Origin of the sequence: Pseudomonas sp. KB-10 (assembly GCF_018221585.1) — a bacterium.
GTDB lineage: Bacteria > Pseudomonadota > Gammaproteobacteria > Pseudomonadales > Pseudomonadaceae > Aquipseudomonas > Aquipseudomonas yangonensis.
In genome coordinates this window covers 1000951-1018006 of the sequence record NZ_QYYB01000001.1, presented here as the reverse complement: position 1 = coordinate 1018006, position 17056 = coordinate 1000951, and the positions used below count along the sequence as shown (strand labels likewise).

The window sequence follows — 17056 nt, the reverse complement described above, 5'->3', positions numbered from 1 at the left end:
GCGCGTCGCCCAGGTTCGCGGCGGGGCGCCGCTCCTACCCTTCTGTGCATCGGGGCTTGAATGAGGCAGGTGGTTTATAGATGTGCTCTTGAATCGATACGGAGATGAATATGTACCTGGTCTGTGGCGAAGCGCTGTTCGACGTGTTCATGCAGAGCGACGGCGGGCGTGGCAACGAGCTGGCCTTCAGGGCCATCGCTGGCGGCTCGCCGTTCAACGTGGCGCTGGGCCTGCGCCGTATGGGCGCCGACGCGGCGCTGTTCACCGGCATATCCTCGGACAGCCTCGGCCAGCGCCTGCGCCAGGTGCTGAGTGATGAGGGCGTAAGCGATGCCTACCTGATCGCCAGCGATGCGCCGACCACCCTGGCAATGGTCGGCCTGGACGCCGCCGGTTCGCCGCATTACAGCTTCCGCGGCGAAGGCTGCGCCGACCGCCAGTTGCTTGCCGAGCACCTGCCGACCCTGGATGCGCGGGTACGCGGCCTGCACCTCGGCTCCTTCTCTCTGGTGGTGGAGCCGGTGGCCGAGACGCTGCTGATGCTGGTGCAGCGCGAGCATGACCGGCGCCTGATCAGCCTTGATCCCAACGTGCGTCTCGGCCCGGCGCCGGATATCGCCCGCTGGCGCGAGCGCGTCGAGACCTTCGCCGGCTACGCTCATCTGATCAAGGTCAGCGAAGAGGATCTGCAGTTGCTCTATCCGGAGCACGATCCGCAGCAGGTCGCGGCGGGCTGGCTTAACGAGCGCTGCCAGCTGGTGTTCCTCACCCATGGCAGCGCAGGCGCCAGCGTCCACAGCCGTCACGGTCACTGGTCGGCGCCGGCGCAGGCCGTGGCCACCCGCGACACCGTCGGCGCTGGCGATACCTTCCAGGCCGCGCTGCTCAGTTACCTGGCACGGCAACAGCTGGACAACCCCGAGGCGCTGGCGACCCTGAGCCGCGAGCAGATCGACGCCATGTTGCACCTGGCCATCGAGGCGGCCGCCCTGACCTGTTCGCGCGTCGGCCCCGACCTGCCCTACCTGCATGAGCTGGACCGCCATCACCTGACAGCGCGCTAGCCTGGCTCGGTGTACTGACGAATGCGAACAGCTGCGTACCCATTGCCGACACCCGCCTCAGGTTGACGACCCTGCCGGTTGTCGCACCACCTGGCACAGGGGACACTTGGCGTGTGACTCGAGCAGCGCAGCGACTGTCGTTCTAGCAGCGTATTTTTCAGATAACAAAGAGGTTAGGGCATGCCTTACAAACATCAGGTGATTCCGCTTCAGGTCCACGAGGGCAGCGAAACTGCCGACCAGGCGCTGCAAAGCATCGTGAGTGGCTTCAAGCGCTTTCGCAACGAGGTGTTTCCGCAGCAGGAAGAGCTGTTCAAGAAGCTTGCCACCGCCCAGAACCCGCGTGCCATGTTCATCACCTGCGCCGACTCGCGTGTGGTGCCGGAGCTGATCACCCAGAGCTCGCCCGGCGACCTGTTCGTCAACCGCAACGTCGGTAACGTGGTGCCGGCCTACGGGCAGATGATGGGCGGTGTGTCCACCGCTATCGAGTACGCGGTGATGGCCCTGGGCGTGCAGCACATCATCGTCTGCGGTCACTCCGACTGCGGCGCGATGAAGGCGGTGCTCAACCCGGCATCGCTGGAATCCATGCCGACGGTCAAAGCCTGGCTGCGCCACGCCGAGGTCGCCCGCAGCGTGGTTGCCGAGAACTGCAACTGCAGCAACAACCAGGAAGCCCTGGAAGTGCTCACCGAAGAGAACGTGGTGGCGCAGCTCAACCACCTGTGCACGCACCCGTCGGTGGCGGCCAAACTGGCACGCGGTCAGCTGTTCATCCATGGCTGGGTTTATGACATCGAAACCAGCCAGATCAAGGCCTATGACGCCGAGCTGGGCAGCTTCCTGCCGCTCGATGGCGACAAGGTCCCGATGGCCACCCCGCGCGCGCGCTATCCGCAGGACTGATACAAAGACTCGCGGCTAACGCCCCTCCCACAAAACGCACCGTGAACGTGGGAGGGGCTTTAGCCGCGATGCTCCTCCAGCCCAGGCGGCTCCGCCCCTGGCGCGCTCTAGAACCTCTCCCCTCGCAGTACTTCCACCTGCGCCAGGTAGCAGACCATGGCGAAGTGGTCGTAGTAACGCACCTGCAGATGCTCGGCGATGCGCTCGGCCAGCTCGCGGTTGCAGATGATCTCCAGGCGGATGTTGCCCTCGGTGTCCCAGCCGGCGCTACGCACGCCACGATGCCCGCGGCCGCGTGCATCGGAAATGGTCCAGCCGGGTGCGCCCAGCGTTTCCAGATCGGCCAGCAGACGCTTCTCCAGCGCCGCCTCGCAGATCACGGTGAGCAGGGAGCGGTTGTGTGCATTCATCTCAGAACCCCCAGGCAATCAGTCGTTCGGCCAGCGCCAGATACAGCGGAATGCCGATCAGGATGTTGAAGGGGAAGGTTATCCCCAACGAGGCCGTGAGCGACAGCGATGGGTTGGCCTCGGGCAGGGCCAGGCGCATGGCCGCCGGCACCGCGATGTAGGAGGCCGAGGCGGACAGCGTGGCGAGCATCGCCGTGCCGCCCAGACTCAGGCCCATGAAGCGCGCCAGCAGGCCGCCGATCAGCGCACCGAGCAGCGGCATCAGCAGAGCGAAGGCCGCCAGGCGCAGGCCGAACTGCCTCAGCGCTCCGAGCTGGCCCGACGCGATCAGCCCCATCTCCAGCAGGAAGAACGCCAGCACCGGCTTGAACATGCTGGTATACAGCGGCTCCAGCGGCTTGATCGCCTCCTTGCCGGCAATGGCACCGATCACCAGACCGCCGAGCAGCAGCATGATGCTCTTGCCAAGGAAGATCTCCCGGCCCAATGCCCCCCAATGAGTATCACGCGAAATGCCTTTGGCCAGAACGATACCGACCAGGATTGCGGGAATTTCCAGAATCGCCACGAACAGCGGCATATAGCTCTCGAACTCGACGCCCTTGGCCAGCAGATAGGCCACCACCACGGCAAAGGTACCCGCACTGACCGAGCCATAGTGCGCCGCCACTGCCGCCGCATTGATGCGATCGAAACGCAGCCCCCGCAGCAGGACAAAAGCCAGGATCGGCAGCAGGATGCCCAGCGCCAATACCAACCCCGCCTGACCGAGCAATTGAGCGCTGGCCTGCTCGGCTAGCTCCACACCACCGTGCAAACCAATGGCCAGCAGTAGAATGATCGACAGGGTCTCGTATAGCGCCGCCGGCAGCTTGAGTTCGCTTTTGAGCAGGCCGGCGACCAGGCCGAAAACGAAGAACAACACCACCGGATCCAGAGTCACTTGGGTAACCTCCCCGTTCTACCTCAGTGAGTGCAAAGCGCGCGCGGCGCCGTTCAGCTTCGAGGCTCGCATCATCCGCCAGCCGCGTGGCCAAAGGAAAGGGTCAAGCCCCGGCACAGAGCGGTGCTGATCGCTCTGTTTTACCTCGCCGCGGTGGCGATGTGCCGGGGCATGACCGGAAACCTGGAAGACGCCAGTCACACGAAGACAAAAAAAGGAGCCTTGCGGCTCCCGGGTCTCGAACCCTGGGCGTCCGGTCAGGGACGCCAACGAATAAAAAAGGAGCCCGGGTTATACGCCCCGTCAAACTTGCCCATCCAACAGGCCGGGCTCCATAGAGGTTAACCTTCGATTTCCACCAGAACTTCGCCCGGATTGACGCGGTCGCCCTTGGCCACGTGAACGGCCTTGACGGTACCGGCAATCGGCGCCTGCACTTCGGTTTCCATCTTCATCGCTTCGGTGATCAGCACGGCCTGACCGGCCTTGACCTTGTCACCCTCCTTGACCAGCACATCGACGATGTTGCCCGGCATGGTGGTGGACACGTCGCCCGGTGCACCGGCCTGCTTGCGCTTGCCACCGCTGCCTGCGACGAAATCGTTGAGCGGCTCGAACACCACCTCTTCCGGCATGCCGTCGATGGACAGGTAGAAGTGGCGCTTGCCGTCGCCCTTGACGCCGACGCCGGTGATGTCCACGCGGTAGCTTTCGCCATGCACGTCGACCACGAACTCGGTCGGTACGCCTTCACCACCGACTGGCGCCGCCTTGCCCTGGCCATTCGGCATGGGCAGCAGCTCTTCCGGCTTGAGGGTGCCGGCCGCGCGCTCTTCGAGGAACTTGCGCCCGATGTCGGGGAACATGGCGAAAGTCAGCACGTCCTCTTCGGACTTGGCCAGGCTGCCGATCTCTTCACGCAGGCGCGCCAGCTCGGGCTTGAGCAGGTCGGCCGGGCGCACGTCGATCACTTCCTCGCTGCCGATGGCCTGCTTGCGCAGTTGCTCGTCGACCTTGCCCGGCGCCTTGCCGTAGCGGCCCTGCAGGTACAGCTTCACCTCGTTGGTGATGGTCTTGTAGCGCTCGCCGGCCAGCACGTTGAAGAACGCCTGGGTACCGACGATCTGCGAAGTCGGAGTCACCAGCGGCGGGAAGCCGAGGTCGGCACGCACACGCGGAATCTCTTCCAGCACCTCGTTCATGCGATTCAGCGCGCCCTGTTCCTTGAGCTGGTTGGCCAGGTTGGAAATCATTCCGCCCGGCACCTGGTTGACCTGCACTCGGGTGTCCACGCCGGTGAACTCGCTCTCGAACTGGTGGTACTTCTTGCGCACGGCATGGAAGTACATGCCGATTTCCTGAATCAGTTCCAGATCCAGGCCGGTGTCGAACTCGCTGCCCTTGAGCGCGGCGACCATCGACTCGGTGCCCGGGTGGCTGGTGCCCCAGGCCAGGCTGGAGATGGCGGTGTCGATGTGGTCGGCACCGGCTTCGATGGCCTTGAGCTGACACATGGCGCCGAGACCGGCGGTGTCGTGGCTGTGGATAAATACCGGCAAATCGATCTCGGCCTTCAGCGCCTTGACCAGCTCGAAGGTGGCGTAGGGCGTGAGCAGGCCGGCCATGTCCTTGATGGCGATGGAGTCGATGCCCATCGCCTGCATGGCCTTGGCCTGGGCGACGAAGGCCTCGTTGGTGTGCACCGGGCTGGTGGTATAGGCGATGGTGCCCTGGGCGTGCTTGCCGGCAGCCTTGACCGCCTCGATGGCCACGCGCAGGTTACGCACGTCGTTCATCGCATCGAAGATGCGGAACACGTCGATGCCGTTGACCGCGGCCTTGGCCACGAAGGCGCGCACCACGTCATCGCTGTAGTGGCGGTAGCCGAGCAGGTTCTGCCCGCGCAGAAGCATCTGCAGGCGGGTGTTGGGCAGCGCGGCCTTGAGCTGGCGCAGGCGCTCCCACGGGTCTTCCTTGAGGAAGCGCACGCACGAATCGAAGGTGGCCCCACCCCAGACTTCCAGCGACCAGTAGCCGACGCGATCGAGCTTGTCGCAGATCGGCAGCATGTCCTCGGTGCGCATGCGGGTCGCCAGCAGCGACTGGTGGGCATCGCGCAGGACGGTATCGGTAACGGTGATCTTCTTGCTCATGATGTCCCCTACAGGCCCGCGTGGGCAGCGATGGCGGTGGCGATGGCGATGGCCAGGTGCGACGGGTTGCGCTTGATCGAGTACTGGGTCAGTTCCGGGTGGCTTTCGACGAAGCTGGTATTGAACTGGCCGCTACGGAATTCCGGATTACGCAGGATTTCCTGGTAATAGGGCGCGGTGGTGCGCACGCCCTGCACGCGCATGTCGTCCAGCGCACGCAGGCCGCGGTCCATCGCCTCTTCCCAGGTCAGCGCCCAGACGATCAGCTTCAGGCACATCGAGTCGTAATAGGGCGGAATGGTGTAGCCGGTATAGATCGCCGTGTCGGTACGCACACCGGGGCCGCCCGGCGCGTAGTAACGGGTGATCTTGCCGAACGAGGGCAGGAAGTTGTTCTTCGGGTCCTCGGCGTTGATGCGGAACTGCAGGGCATAACCGCGATGGATGATGTCTTCCTGCTTGACCGACAGCGGCAAGCCGCTGGCGATGCGGATCTGCTCGCGAACGATGTCGATGCCGGTGATTTCCTCGGTGATGGTGTGCTCCACCTGCACCCGGGTGTTCATCTCCATGAAGTACACCTCGCCTTCGGCGAGCAGGAACTCCACGGTACCGGCGTTCTCGTAGCCCACGGCCTGCGCTGCACGCACGGCCAGGTCACCGATATAGGCGCGCTGCTCGGGGGTGAGCTGCGGGCTGGGGGCGATTTCGATCAGTTTCTGGTTACGGCGCTGGATCGAGCAATCGCGCTCGTACAGGTGCACGGTGTTGCCGAAGCTGTCAGCGAGGATCTGCGCCTCGATGTGCTTCGGGTTGACGATGCATTTTTCCAGGAAGACTTCGGCGCTACCGAAGGCCTTGGTCGCCTCGGAGATTACCCGCGGGTAGGCCTGCTCCAGCTCCTCGCGGCTGTTGCAGCGACGAATGCCGCGACCGCCACCACCGGAGGTGGCCTTGAGCATCACCGGGTACCCGATACGCTCGCCTTCGCGCAGGGCTTCGGCCAGGTCGGCGACGTTGCCTTCGGTGCCAGGGGTGCAGGGCACACCGGCGGCCATCATGCTGCGGCGCGCTTCGGTCTTGTCGCCCATGCGGCGGATGACCTCCGCGCTCGGGCCTATGAATTTGATCCCGCGTTCAGCGCAGATCTCTGCAAGTTCGGCGTTCTCGGAAAGAAAACCGTAGCCGGGGTGCAGCGCATCGCAGCCGGTTTCCACCGCCAGATTGACCAGCTTGCGCGGGTTCAGATAGCCGGCCAGCGGGTCTTCGCCAATGCTGTGCGCCTCGTCGGCACGCTTGACGTGCAACGCATGACGGTCGGCTTCGGAATAGATGGCCACCGAGCGGATGCCCATTTCGGCGCAGGCCCGCACGATGCGGACGGCAATCTCACCACGGTTGGCGATCAGTATTTTTCTTATCACGATCCAATCCTCAGCGCAGAGCTGCAAGGGACGCTGCAACAGTTGGTTGCAAAACGTGGTGAAACCCTATCCGGCTATACGAATTAACCAAAATGAATAATTATTTGATCGTGCATAAGTAATTACTTATGCGCTGACCGAACGAGGACGAAAACGTGCGTAAAACCCTGCTGCGCATGACCCTGCGCCAACTTCAGGTGTTCCGGGCCGTATGCGAGCACGGCTCCTACAGCCGTGCCGCCGACGAAATGGCGCTGACCCAGCCGGCGGTCAGCCTGCAGATCCGCCAACTGGAGGAGCTGGTCGGCCAGCCGCTGTTCGAGTACGTCGGCAAGAAGCTCTACCTCACCGAAGCGGCCGAGGCGCTCAGGCGCGCCAGCAGCGACATCTTCGGCCGCCTGGAAAGCCTGGACATGCAGCTGTCGGACTTGCAGGGCTCGCTGCAGGGACAGCTCAATTTGTGCGTGGAATCCAGCGCAAAGTATTTCATTCCCCACCTTTTCGCCGATTTTAGGCGCCATTACCCGGAAGTCAGCCTCAACCTTACGGTGGTCAATCATGCGCTGGTGGTGCGCCGCCTGACCCTCAGCCGAGACGACCTGATGATCATGAGCCAGGTGCCACAGGACATGGCACTGGACTTCATGCCCTTCCTCAACAACCCGATCATTGCCGTGGCGGCGCCGGATCACCCCTTGTGCGAGGCCGACAACCTGCAGCTGCAGGATCTCACCGCCTATCCGCTGCTGATTCGCGAAAGCGGCTCGGGCACGCGCCGCGCCTGCGAGGAGTACTGCCACCAGAAACGCGCACACTTTCCGCTTACGCTGGAGATCGGCTCGCTGGAATCGCAGCGCGAAGCGGTACTGGCCGGGCTTGGCATCGCCCTGTTGCCGCGTCATGCGGTGCGCATGGAATTGCAGCATGGCCTGCTGCGTGAGCTGCCGGTGAGTGAACTGCCCTTACAGCGCAGTTGGTGCGTAGTGAATATTCGCGGTCGCAGGTTGTCACCTGTAGCGCAGGCCTTCGTCGACTTCATCCGTACCGAGCGCGCGCAGATCGTCAAGCTGGCCGAGCGCTTCGAAGGTGGCCACGCAGGATCAGGCAAGAATCTCGCAGGATCGGCATAACCTCTTCCGGTCGATCTGCGCGAAATTGCCAGCCTGAGCCCCTCTACCATCCAAACCTGCCTGGGAGAACGCAATGTTGTCGGGAATCAGCGCCCTGCTCGGCGCCATCCGCGGGCTGGAACGCGACAATGGCCAGGCCGTGCTCGCCACGGTGGTCAAGGTGGAGGGCTCGGCCTACCGCCGCCCCGGCGCGCGCATGCTGATTCCGCTCTACGGCGGTACCGTGGGTACCATCAGTGGCGGTTGCCTGGAATCCGAAGTGGCGAAGAAGGCCTGGTGGCTGACCGATAGCGGCGAGGCCGTGATCCGCCGCTACAGCACGGCTACCCAGGACGACGATGACGATCAGGACGCCGCACTGACCTTTGGCCTCGGCTGCAACGGCACCGTGCACGTGCTGCTCGAACGCCACAGCGCGGCAAAGCCGCTGGCGGTACTCGAGTTGCTGCGCCGGGTGCGCGAAAGCGGCCAGGCTGGCGCGGTGGCCACGGTGATCGGCAGCTATCGCAACGCCCGCGTGCGCGTGGGTGATCGTCTTTGCCTGCATCCCTCGCTCAGTGACAGTGGTCGCCTGCTGGATGCAGCACTCGACGCCGAGGTGCGCGCCGATCTGCAGCGCACCCTGAGCGATGGCCGCTCCTCCCTGCGCAGCTACCGTGTTGAGCGCGGCGATATCGAGGTGTTCTGCGAATACCTGGCACCGCAGCGACGCCTGGTGATCTTCGGCGCCGGGCATGACGCCCAGCCGCTGACGCATATGGCCAAACTGCTGGACTGGCACGTCACCGTGGTCGACGGCCGCGCCCATTTCGCCCGCGCCGAACGCTTTCCCGACGCCGACGCCGTGCTGCAGGTCGATGCGCGACCACCCTATGACCTGCACACACTCACCGACGGCGCCATGGTGGCGATCATGACTCACAGCTACAGCCAGGATCGCCACTGGCTGGGCAGCGTGCTGCAGGGCTCGCCCGCCTATATCGGCCAGTTGGGGCCACGCGACCGCACCGAACGACTGCTGGACGAGATACGCCAGCACAGCCCGCAATTGCCGGCCCTGGAGCGCCTGCACTACCCCATCGGCCTGGATATCGGCGGCGACACGCCGGAAAGCGTGGCCACGGCGATCCTCGCGGAAATGACCGCGGCGATGAACCAGCGCGATGGCGGCATGCTCATGCACCGCCGGGCGTCGATCCATACACCAACACCATTGGACTGCAGCGATATCGAGCCGGCGACCAGACTAAGTGCGTCCTGATCCCCGGACTGCATCGAGGCCACCCTACATGCTGAACGCCCGACACGATCCCGTAGGAGCGGCTTCAGCCGCGATCAATGGCCAAAGCTCGCCGCTAAAGCGCCTCCTACACTAGAACGACCTCCCGAGGCACGGTTGATCTTCCCCTGTGGGAGGGGCTTTAGCCGCGAACACCTTTGCAGCGATCTCGCCGCTAAAGCACCTCCCAAAGTGCCCCACAAACCAAAACGCCCGGGCAATTGCCCGGGCGCCTTGTTTGCTGCAGCCAGCTTCAGGCCTTGATCTGCGCCGGGAACGGCAACTTGCGCAGGCGCACGCCGGTGGCGGCGAACAGGGCGTTGGCCAGGGCCGGCGCCAGCGGAGGCACGCCAGGCTCGCCGACACCGGTGGGGTTCGCCGCGGACGGCACGATATGCACCTCCACCTTGGGCATCTCGTTCATGCGCAGCACCTGGAAGTCGTGGAAGTTCGATTGCTCGACCCGCCCTTCCTTCAGGGTGATCGCACTGTGCCGAGCGGCGGCCAGACCGAAGCCAATACCGCCTTCCATCTGCGCGCGGATCACGTCCGGATTGATGGCGATGCCGCAGTCCACCGCACAGACCACGCGATCCAGACGGTAGCTGCCATCGGCCTTGACCGTGACCTCGACGACCTGCGCCACGAAGGAGCCGAAGGATTCGTGCACGGCAACGCCCCGCCCGCGCTTCTCGCCCTCGGCACCGGCGGCCAGTGGCTTGTCCCAGCCGGCCTGTTTGGCCGCCAGCTCCAGCACGCCACGATGACGCGGATGACTTTCGAGCAGCGCATGACGGAAGGCGTAAGGGTCCTGGCCCGCGGCCACGGCCGCCTCATCGATCATGGTTTCGGCCACGAAGCCGGTGTGGGTATGGCCCACCGAGCGCCACCACAGCACCGGCACCCTGATATTGGTCGGCGTGCTCAGCTCCACCCGCAGGTTGGGCACCGCGTAGGACAGGTTGGACAGGCCCTCCACCGAGGTATGGTCGACCCCGTCCTTGATCAAGAAAGGCTCCATCGAAGTGCCGCTCATGATCGACTGCCCGACGATGCGGTTGTGCCAGGCCTGCAGCTTGCCGGCCTGGTCCAGGCCGATACGCACGCGGTGCAGGTACAGCGGCCGGAAGAAGCCGCCGCGGGTGTCGTCCTCGCGCGTCCAGACCATCTTCACCGGCGCATCGACGCCCTTGTCGCGCGCGGCCTTGGTGATGGCCACCGCCTCCAGCAGGTAGTCGGAAACCGAACTGGCGCGACGGCCGAAGCTGCCGCCGGCGTACAGCTGGGTCAGCGAAACCTGCTCGGGCTTGAGGCCCAGGTAGCTGCTGATGATGGCCTGATCGACGGTCTGGAACTGCTCGCCGTTCCAGATCTCGCAGCGCTCGCTGGAGAGTTTCACCAGGCAGTTCATCGGCTCCATCGCCGCATGGGCCAGGTAGGGAAATTCGTACTCAGCCTCGACGGTTTTCGCCGCCTGGGCCAACGCCGCATCGGCATCGCCCTTGCTCGCGGCGGGCAGGCCCGGCTGGCCCGCGCTCTCGCGGTACTGGGCAAAAATCTCCTCGCTGCCGAGGGTGAAGGCCTGGCTCTCGTCCCACTCGATCACCAGCGCATCGCGCCCCTGGCGCGCGGCCCAGGTGTTATTCGCCAGCACGGCGACGCCCGCTCGGCCGTGGGGCAGGTCGCGGAACTCCACCACCTCGACCACGTCGCGCACCGCCTTGGCCTTGCTGCTGTCCACCTTGCGCGGCACGCCGCCAAAACGCGGCGGGTAGGCGACCATGGCTACCAGCATGCCCGGCAGCTTGAAGTCCTGGGTGAACACGGCGCTGCCGTTGGTCTTGTCCAGGCTGTCCTTGCGCCGCAGATCGCGCTTGCCGATCAGCTTGAAGTCCTTGGGATCCTTGAGCTGTACCTGCTCCGGTACCGGCAGTTGCGCGGCGGCCTCGACCAGCTCACCGAAGCCGGCGCTGCGGCCTGAGCCGGCGTGGCTGACCACGCCCTGACTGACGCTGATCTCGCTGACCGGCACACCCCAGCGCTGCGCAGCAGCCGCCACCAGCATGGCCTTGGCAGTGGCGCCGGCGTTGCGCATCTGCTCCCAGGAGTTGGCCATGGCGGTGCTGCCGCCGGTGCCCTGCATCGGGCCGAAGGCGAGGTTGTTGTAGCGTTTCACATCGGCCGGCGCGCCTTCGACGCGTACCTGGTCCCAGTCGGCATCCAGCTCTTCGGCCAGCAGCGTGGCCAGGCCGGTGTAGCTGCCCTGACCCATCTCCAGATGTTTGGCCAGCACGGTCACCGTGCCATCGAGGTCGATACGCACGAAGGCGTTCGGCTCCAGCGGGCCGCCTGCCGCCAGTGCATCCATGCCGCGCAGCAGCGGCGCGAAGAAGATGCCCAGGGCCAGGCCGCCGGCGCCTTTGAGCAGGCTGCGACGGCTGACGTTGAGAATGCCGCGAGTGGCGCTGTCGGGGGTTTCGATCTTGCCCATGTTCATGCGCCTCCTCAGGCCAGCTTGCCGGCAGCGTCGTGAATGGCGGCACGAATCCGCACATAGGTGGCGCAGCGGCAGATGTTGCCGCTCATGGCCGCGTCGATATCGGCGTCGCTCGGCGCCTTGTTGCCGCTGAGCAGCGCCGTGGCGGCCATGATCTGCCCGGATTGGCAGTAGCCGCACTGCACCACGTCGAGCTGGCGCCAGGCCTCCTGGACCACCTTGCCCACGGCGTCCTCGCCAACCGCCTCGATGGTGCTGATGCGCTTGCCGGCCACGGCCGATACCGGCGTGATGCAGGAACGGGTCGGCTGGCCATCGACGTTCACCGTGCAGGCGCCGCACAGCGCCATGCCACAGCCGTACTTGGTGCCGGTGAGATTGGCCACGTCACGCAGGGCCCAGAGCAGCGGCATATCGCCCGCCACGTCCAGTTCATGGTCCTGGCCGTTGAGATTCAGGGTAATCATGGTCTGCCCACCTTTCTGATGGTGTCTAGGTCATTTCGCCAGGCCGCGCTGGCGATCACGGTGAGGCCCGCACGCAAGGGGCCGGAGGGTCACTTTAGTGGGCGCAAAAGCGGCTGTCGCCGCCTGCCGGTGAGATAGGCAGAACCGGGCAATAAGTTCGTAGAATCGGGCAAGCTCGCCGCCCTGCCCGTGGCAGGGCAGGGCAGCACAAGCAATCAGGCTGCGCGGCGCGAGGTGCGCTCGGCATTGAGCAGGTAGCCGGCGGGCACCAGCTCGGGGAAATCGGCAAGCTCGCGCTGCAACTGGCACTGCTCGGCGTAGTGCTCGATGGCCCGACGATAGGCCATGCGGCGCTGGTCTTGCAGTTTGCGCCGGGTCTTGGCGTCGGGTTGGTCGTGCAGTTGCGCGTCATCGAAGATACGAGGCATCTCGGTTCTCCCGGAACGAGGACTGGAGCGCCCAGCTTCGCTCGGGGAGATGACGCTTTGACGGCAGGGCTATGAAGACTCGGTGACTTTGCGCAGCTCAGCCGACTCGATCTTCCTCGACTTTCGACGGCTGTGCACGCGAACTGCATCGACCGGCAACAGCAGCGTATCCAGCGCAGCGTCAACCGGCAGGGAAACGATCAACACGGGACAAGCCAGAAACATCCAGCACCAGCCATCGCCGGCAGCATCCACTGCGTACTTGGTCGCCGGATACAGTTTGACCTGCTTGTCGGCATCCATGCGGGAGAAAAAAGTACTGCACCCCGCCAACAGAACGATCAATGCCGCCAGCCCGGCGTGCCCCACTGAACACTTCATCCCTGAAGATCCTGCGTTAATCCTCGCTGCTACGCAGCGACTTCGGTGACAGGCGCAGACTACGCAGACTGCGCTTGACGCTCTTGAGGTGGTTGACCAGGCTCGGCCCACGCGCCATGGCCACGCCCATGGCCAACACGTCGATCACCACCAGGTGGGCGATGCGCGAGGTCAGCGGGGTGTAGATCTCGGTGTCTTCCTGCACGTCGATGGCCAGGTTGACCGTCGACAGCTCGGCCAGTGGTGTCTGGCTCGGGCACAGGGTGATCAGGCTGGCGCCGGACTCCCGCACCAGGTTGGCGGTGATCAACAGGTCCTTGGAACGCCCGGACTGGGAGATGCACACCGCCACATCGCCCGGCTGCAGCGTCACGGCACTCATCGCCTGCATGTGCGGGTCGGAATAGGCCGCGGCGTTGAGCAGCAGACGGAAGAATTTGTGCTGGGCATCAGCCGCAACCGCACCGGATGCACCGAAGCCATAGAACTCCACGCGCTGGGCCTTGGAGCAGGCGGCGATGGCGCGCTGCAGCGCCTCGGGATCGAGCTTCTCGCGCACTTCCATCAGCGTATGCAGGGTGGTGTCGAAGATCTTCAGGCTGAAGTCGGCGACCGAGTCATCCTCGTGAATCGCGAACTGGCCGAAGCTGGCGCCGGCGGCCAGGCTCTGCGCCAGCTTGAGCTTGAGATCCTGGAAACCGCTGCAACCGATGGCACGGCAGAAACGCACGATGGTCGGCTCGCTGATGCCGACGCTGTGCGCCAGCTCGGCCATGGAGCTGTGCATCACCGATGCTGGATCGAGCAGGACGTGATCGGCCACCTTGAGCTCGGACTTGCGCAGCAGGTGGCGCGACTGGGCGATGTGTTGCAACAGATTCACGGAGGTAGGCTCTATGCGGATAAAGGTCTACCGCGACACTTGGCGAGTCATGGCTCGGTTATGATCGGCGGTCGGCGGTTGTAGTGACCTTGTAGTTATACTACATAGCTCGGGCCTGCGCACAGCCAAGCGGCTGCCGAATAGCTGAACGAATGTTTCAAACAGCGGGCGCGCTGGAAAAAAACAGGCATTCTTGAAGAGCTTTCACTGCCTCTTTCCTGCAATCGCAGGTAGTTTGCAACGGTCTGCCATCACGAGTCGGAGTGTTTCCCTTGAGTATTCCCTGCGACATGCTGGTCTTCGGCGGCACGGGCGACCTGGCCCTGCACAAGCTGCTGCCGGCGCTTTACCACCTGCATCGCGAAGGGCGCCTGCATACCGATGTGCGCATCCTCGCTCTGGCGCGCAGCAGCCACAGCCGCGAGTCCTATCAGGCCCTGGCCGAACGTCACTGCCGCGCCCAGGTTGCGCGCGCCGACTTCGCCAACGACACCTGGGCGAGCTTCGCCGCACGCCTCGACTACTTCGCCATGGACGCCGCGCAGAGCGCCGATTTCGGCCGCCTGGCCAAGCGCCTGGGGCGTGATGAGCAGCGCGTGCGGGTCTACTACCTGGCAACCGCGCCGAGCCTGTTCGAAGACATCGCCGCGCACCTGGCCAATGCCGGTCTGGCCGATCCGGCGGCGCGCATCGTGCTGGAAAAGCCCATCGGCCATTCGCTGGAGTCGGCGCGGGCGATCAATGCCGCGATCGGCGCCGTGTTCGACGAGGCGCGGGTGTTTCGCATCGACCACTACCTGGGCAAGGAAACCGTGCAGAACCTCATGGCGCTGCGCTTCGCCAACGCCCTGTTCGAGCCGGTATGGCGCGCCGGACACATCGACCACGTGCAGATCAGCGTGTGCGAAACCCTCGGTGTGGAAAACCGCGGCGGCTACTACGACAAGGCCGGCGCCATGCGCGACATGATCCAGAACCACCTGCTGCAGTTGCTATGCCTGGTGGCCATGGAAGCGCCGGTGCGCTTCGACGCCGAAGCGGTGCGCAACGAGAAGGTGAAGATTCTCGAAGCACTCAAGCCCATCAGCGGCCTCGACGTACAGGACAAGACCGTGCGCGGCCAGTACACCGCCGGCAAGATCGGCGGCCACGACGTGCCGGCCTACTACTTCGAGAAGAACGTCGACAACGACAGCGATACCGAAACCTTCGTCGCGGTGCAGGTGGAGATCGACAACTGGCGCTGGGCCGGCGTGCCGTTCTATCTACGCACCGGCAAGCGCCTGGCGAAGAAAACCTCGGAAATCCTCATCCAGTTCAAGCCGGTACCGCATCGGCTGTTCAACGATGGCGAAGCCAATCAACTGCTGATCCGCCTGCAACCGGAAGAGCGCATCAGCCTGCAGCTGATGGCCAAGAATCCCGGCAAGGGCATGCGCCTGAAGCCTGTCGAGCTGGACCTCAACCTGGCCAACGCCTTCAACCAGCAGCGCCGCTGGGACGCCTACGAACGCCTGCTGCTGGATGTGATCGAAGGCGACTCGACGCTGTTCATGCGCCGCGACGAGGTGGAGGCTGCCTGGCAGTGGGTCGACCCCATCCTCCAGGGCTGGCACCAGCACTACCAGAGCCCGCGCCCCTACCCGGCCGGCAGCGATGGCCCGGAGCAGCTGCAGCACCTGCTGGAGCGCCACGGGCGCCATTGGGCATAAAGGCGTAGCCCGGATGCAATCCGGGGGGCTTTCTCAGCACCGCCCCGGATTTCATCCGGGCTACTGGCTCGCGCCGGCGTCGCTCAGGCTGCTGATCGGCGCACGTGCGCGAGCACCACAAGCAACACCAGCATTCCCAACACCCCTGCCCCGACGAACAACCCCTCGTAGCCCAACGCCTCGGCCAACACCCCGCTGCTGGCCCCGACGAAGCCGGACAGCAGCAACTGCGCCGAGGCCTGCAGAGTGAAGTCAGCGCCTTCGTGTTCCGGGCGGCACATGCGCATCATCGTGGCGAACAGGGCGACGGTGGACATGCCATCGGCCACCTGCTCGAACAGAGTCACGGCGTAGACCAGGCCAACATTGGCCCCCTGCCCCACCAGCAGCGCCAGCGCGGCGATGCCGATGGCCTGCAGGGCGCCGAACAGGATCAATGCACGCAGCCCGCCGATACGGGCGTAGAGCAGGCCGCCAAGCACCGCGCCAGCGATGCCGGCCAGGCTGCTGATCAGGGTTAGCTGGCCAAGCGCACCCATGCTCCAGCCCTGGTCCACCAGCATCGGCTTGATCATCGGCGAGCCGAGCGAGTCACCGAGCTTGAAGGTCAGCACCACCGCCAGCCACAGCAGCATGCCCGGCTGCGCCAACAAGCCGCGGTAGTGATGGAGCAAAAGGCTCGGACCAAGGGCGCGCTCCGCCAGAGCGGGCTGAAAGGGTAGAGTTCGACGCTCGGGGAACAACCAGATCGGCACAGTCATCAACAGGATCAGGCCGGCCACCAGCCCCACAGCCAGGTTCCAGCCCAACGGGTCGATCACCAGCAGCAGACCGCTGCCACTGACGATCATGCCGACCTTGTAGCCGCCGACCTGCAGGCTGTTGCCGAGGCCGCGCCAGCGCTCGGGCAGCAGGCGCACGGTGAGGCCATCGGTGGCAATGTCCTGGGTCGACGCCAGCAGATTGATCAGCAACAACAGGCCAAGCAGCAGCCACAGGCCCGAACCGAACAGGGTCTGCGGGGCCAGCAGCGCCAGTGCGGCGACACAGACGATGACTCCGCTCTGCAGCGGCAGAATCCAGCCACGGTGATGGCCCAGCCGGGACGAGGCCAGGCGGTCGATCCACGGCGCCCAGAACACCTTGAGCAGCCAGGGCAGCGCCAGCAGCTTGAGCAGGCCGATCAATGCCAGGTCGACGCCATGCTGACGCAGCAGCACCGGTAACGAGTGGGCGATCAGCCCGGACGGCAGGCCCTGCGCGCAATAGAGGGAGGCCAGCAGCACCAGCGTGGCGTTGGACGGGCGAGGTGCGGTTGGCGACATGGCAGGCGCTCGCGGCAAAAGCGCAAGCCTAGTGGTTTGCGCCGGCCAGCG

The 17056-nt window shown here is 64.8% G+C and carries 15 protein-coding genes; 5 read left to right on the top strand and 10 right to left on the bottom strand.

The features are described from left to right. The first annotated feature begins 110 nt into the window (after positions 1–110). Positions 111–1064, top strand: coding sequence for a carbohydrate kinase family protein (locus DXK50_RS04690; protein WP_212629493.1), 954 nt, complete (start codon positions 111–113; stop codon positions 1062–1064). Positions 1065–1244: 180 nt separating this feature from the next. Continuing rightward, a complete protein-coding gene (locus DXK50_RS04685) occupies positions 1245–1973 on the top strand; it encodes a carbonic anhydrase (protein WP_161866749.1) in 729 nt (242 codons plus the stop codon). Between the two features lie 107 nt (positions 1974–2080). Here the strand turns inward: DXK50_RS04685 and DXK50_RS04680 are convergent, their stop codons facing one another. From DXK50_RS04680 to DXK50_RS04665, 4 genes are all read right to left on the bottom strand, one after another. After that, entirely contained in the window at positions 2081–2383 is a 303-nt protein-coding gene (locus DXK50_RS04680; RefSeq protein WP_161866750.1) for a P-II family nitrogen regulator, read from the bottom strand. Between the two features lies 1 nt (position 2384). Next, on the bottom strand, positions 2385–3326 hold the full coding sequence (locus tag DXK50_RS04675) for a sodium-dependent bicarbonate transport family permease (protein WP_161866751.1): 942 nt from the start codon (positions 3324–3326) through the stop codon (positions 2385–2387). Between the two features lie 341 nt (positions 3327–3667). Next, positions 3668–5479, bottom strand: a complete 1812-nt coding sequence (gene oadA / locus DXK50_RS04670; protein ID WP_212629492.1) for a sodium-extruding oxaloacetate decarboxylase subunit alpha — start codon at positions 5477–5479, stop codon at positions 3668–3670. 8 nt (positions 5480–5487) lie between these two features. Then, the gene (locus tag DXK50_RS04665; RefSeq protein ID WP_017363443.1) at positions 5488–6903 is read right to left on the bottom strand and encodes an acetyl-CoA carboxylase biotin carboxylase subunit; all 1416 of its coding nucleotides are present in this window, start codon (positions 6901–6903) and stop codon (positions 5488–5490) included. A 155-nt stretch (positions 6904–7058) separates the two neighbouring features. Here DXK50_RS04665 and DXK50_RS04660 point away from each other — a divergent pair, with 155 nt between their 5' ends. Both DXK50_RS04660 and DXK50_RS04655 read left to right on the top strand, forming a co-directional pair. Continuing rightward, positions 7059–8033: a LysR family transcriptional regulator gene (locus DXK50_RS04660; protein WP_349292064.1), complete on the top strand. Its 975-nt coding sequence runs from the start codon at positions 7059–7061 to the stop codon at positions 8031–8033. 73 nt (positions 8034–8106) lie between these two features. Continuing rightward, positions 8107–9294, top strand: a complete 1188-nt coding sequence (locus tag DXK50_RS04655; RefSeq protein WP_212629491.1) for an XdhC family protein — start codon at positions 8107–8109, stop codon at positions 9292–9294. Positions 9295–9565: 271 nt separating this feature from the next. Here the strand turns inward: DXK50_RS04655 and DXK50_RS04650 are convergent, their stop codons facing one another. The 5 genes from DXK50_RS04650 to hexR all read right to left on the bottom strand — a co-directional run bounded on the left by DXK50_RS04650 (position 9566) and on the right by hexR (position 13968). After that, positions 9566–11803 (bottom strand): xanthine dehydrogenase family protein molybdopterin-binding subunit, encoded by a 2238-nt coding sequence (locus DXK50_RS04650; RefSeq protein WP_212629490.1) that lies wholly within the window; start codon positions 11801–11803, stop codon positions 9566–9568. Between the two features lie 14 nt (positions 11804–11817). Next, the gene (locus tag DXK50_RS04645) at positions 11818–12276 is read right to left on the bottom strand and encodes a (2Fe-2S)-binding protein (protein ID WP_161866756.1); all 459 of its coding nucleotides are present in this window, start codon (positions 12274–12276) and stop codon (positions 11818–11820) included. 215 nt (positions 12277–12491) lie between these two features. Continuing rightward, on the bottom strand, positions 12492–12704 hold the full coding sequence (locus DXK50_RS04640) for a PA3496 family putative envelope integrity protein (protein WP_024310139.1): 213 nt from the start codon (positions 12702–12704) through the stop codon (positions 12492–12494). Between the two features lie 69 nt (positions 12705–12773). After that, entirely contained in the window at positions 12774–13049 is a 276-nt protein-coding gene (locus tag DXK50_RS04635; RefSeq protein ID WP_249186613.1) for a YceK/YidQ family lipoprotein, read from the bottom strand. A gap of 52 nt (positions 13050–13101) precedes the next feature. Then, positions 13102–13968 (bottom strand): transcriptional regulator HexR, encoded by an 867-nt coding sequence (hexR, locus tag DXK50_RS04630; protein WP_161866758.1) that lies wholly within the window; start codon positions 13966–13968, stop codon positions 13102–13104. A 290-nt stretch (positions 13969–14258) separates the two neighbouring features. Here hexR and zwf point away from each other — a divergent pair, with 290 nt between their 5' ends. After that, complete coding sequence (gene zwf / locus DXK50_RS04625) at positions 14259–15680, top strand: glucose-6-phosphate dehydrogenase (protein WP_249186689.1); 1422 nt, start codon at positions 14259–14261, stop codon at positions 15678–15680. Positions 15681–15763: 83 nt separating this feature from the next. On the opposite strand, the gene DXK50_RS04620 is transcribed toward zwf, so the two are convergent. Then, a complete protein-coding gene (locus DXK50_RS04620) occupies positions 15764–17005 on the bottom strand; it encodes an MFS transporter (protein ID WP_212629487.1) in 1242 nt (413 codons plus the stop codon). Positions 17006–17056 lie beyond the last annotated feature (51 nt).

Coding starts and splice junctions, on each gene's coding strand:
- DXK50_RS04690 (WP_212629493.1), top strand. CDS start 111: ATGTACCTGGTCTGTGGCGAAGCGCTGTTCGACGTGTTCATGCAGAGC.
- DXK50_RS04685 (WP_161866749.1), top strand. CDS start 1,245: ATGCCTTACAAACATCAGGTGATTCCGCTTCAGGTCCACGAGGGCAGC.
- DXK50_RS04680 (WP_161866750.1), bottom strand. CDS start 2,383: ATGAATGCACACAACCGCTCCCTGCTCACCGTGATCTGCGAGGCGGCG.
- oadA (WP_212629492.1), bottom strand. CDS start 5,479: ATGAGCAAGAAGATCACCGTTACCGATACCGTCCTGCGCGATGCCCAC.
- DXK50_RS04655 (WP_212629491.1), top strand. CDS start 8,107: ATGTTGTCGGGAATCAGCGCCCTGCTCGGCGCCATCCGCGGGCTGGAA.
- DXK50_RS04650 (WP_212629490.1), bottom strand. CDS start 11,803: ATGGGCAAGATCGAAACCCCCGACAGCGCCACTCGCGGCATTCTCAAC.
- DXK50_RS04645 (WP_161866756.1), bottom strand. CDS start 12,276: ATGATTACCCTGAATCTCAACGGCCAGGACCATGAACTGGACGTGGCG.
- DXK50_RS04640 (WP_024310139.1), bottom strand. CDS start 12,704: ATGCCTCGTATCTTCGATGACGCGCAACTGCACGACCAACCCGACGCC.
- zwf (WP_249186689.1), top strand. CDS start 14,259: ATGCTGGTCTTCGGCGGCACGGGCGACCTGGCCCTGCACAAGCTGCTG.
- DXK50_RS04620 (WP_212629487.1), bottom strand. CDS start 17,005: ATGTCGCCAACCGCACCTCGCCCGTCCAACGCCACGCTGGTGCTGCTG.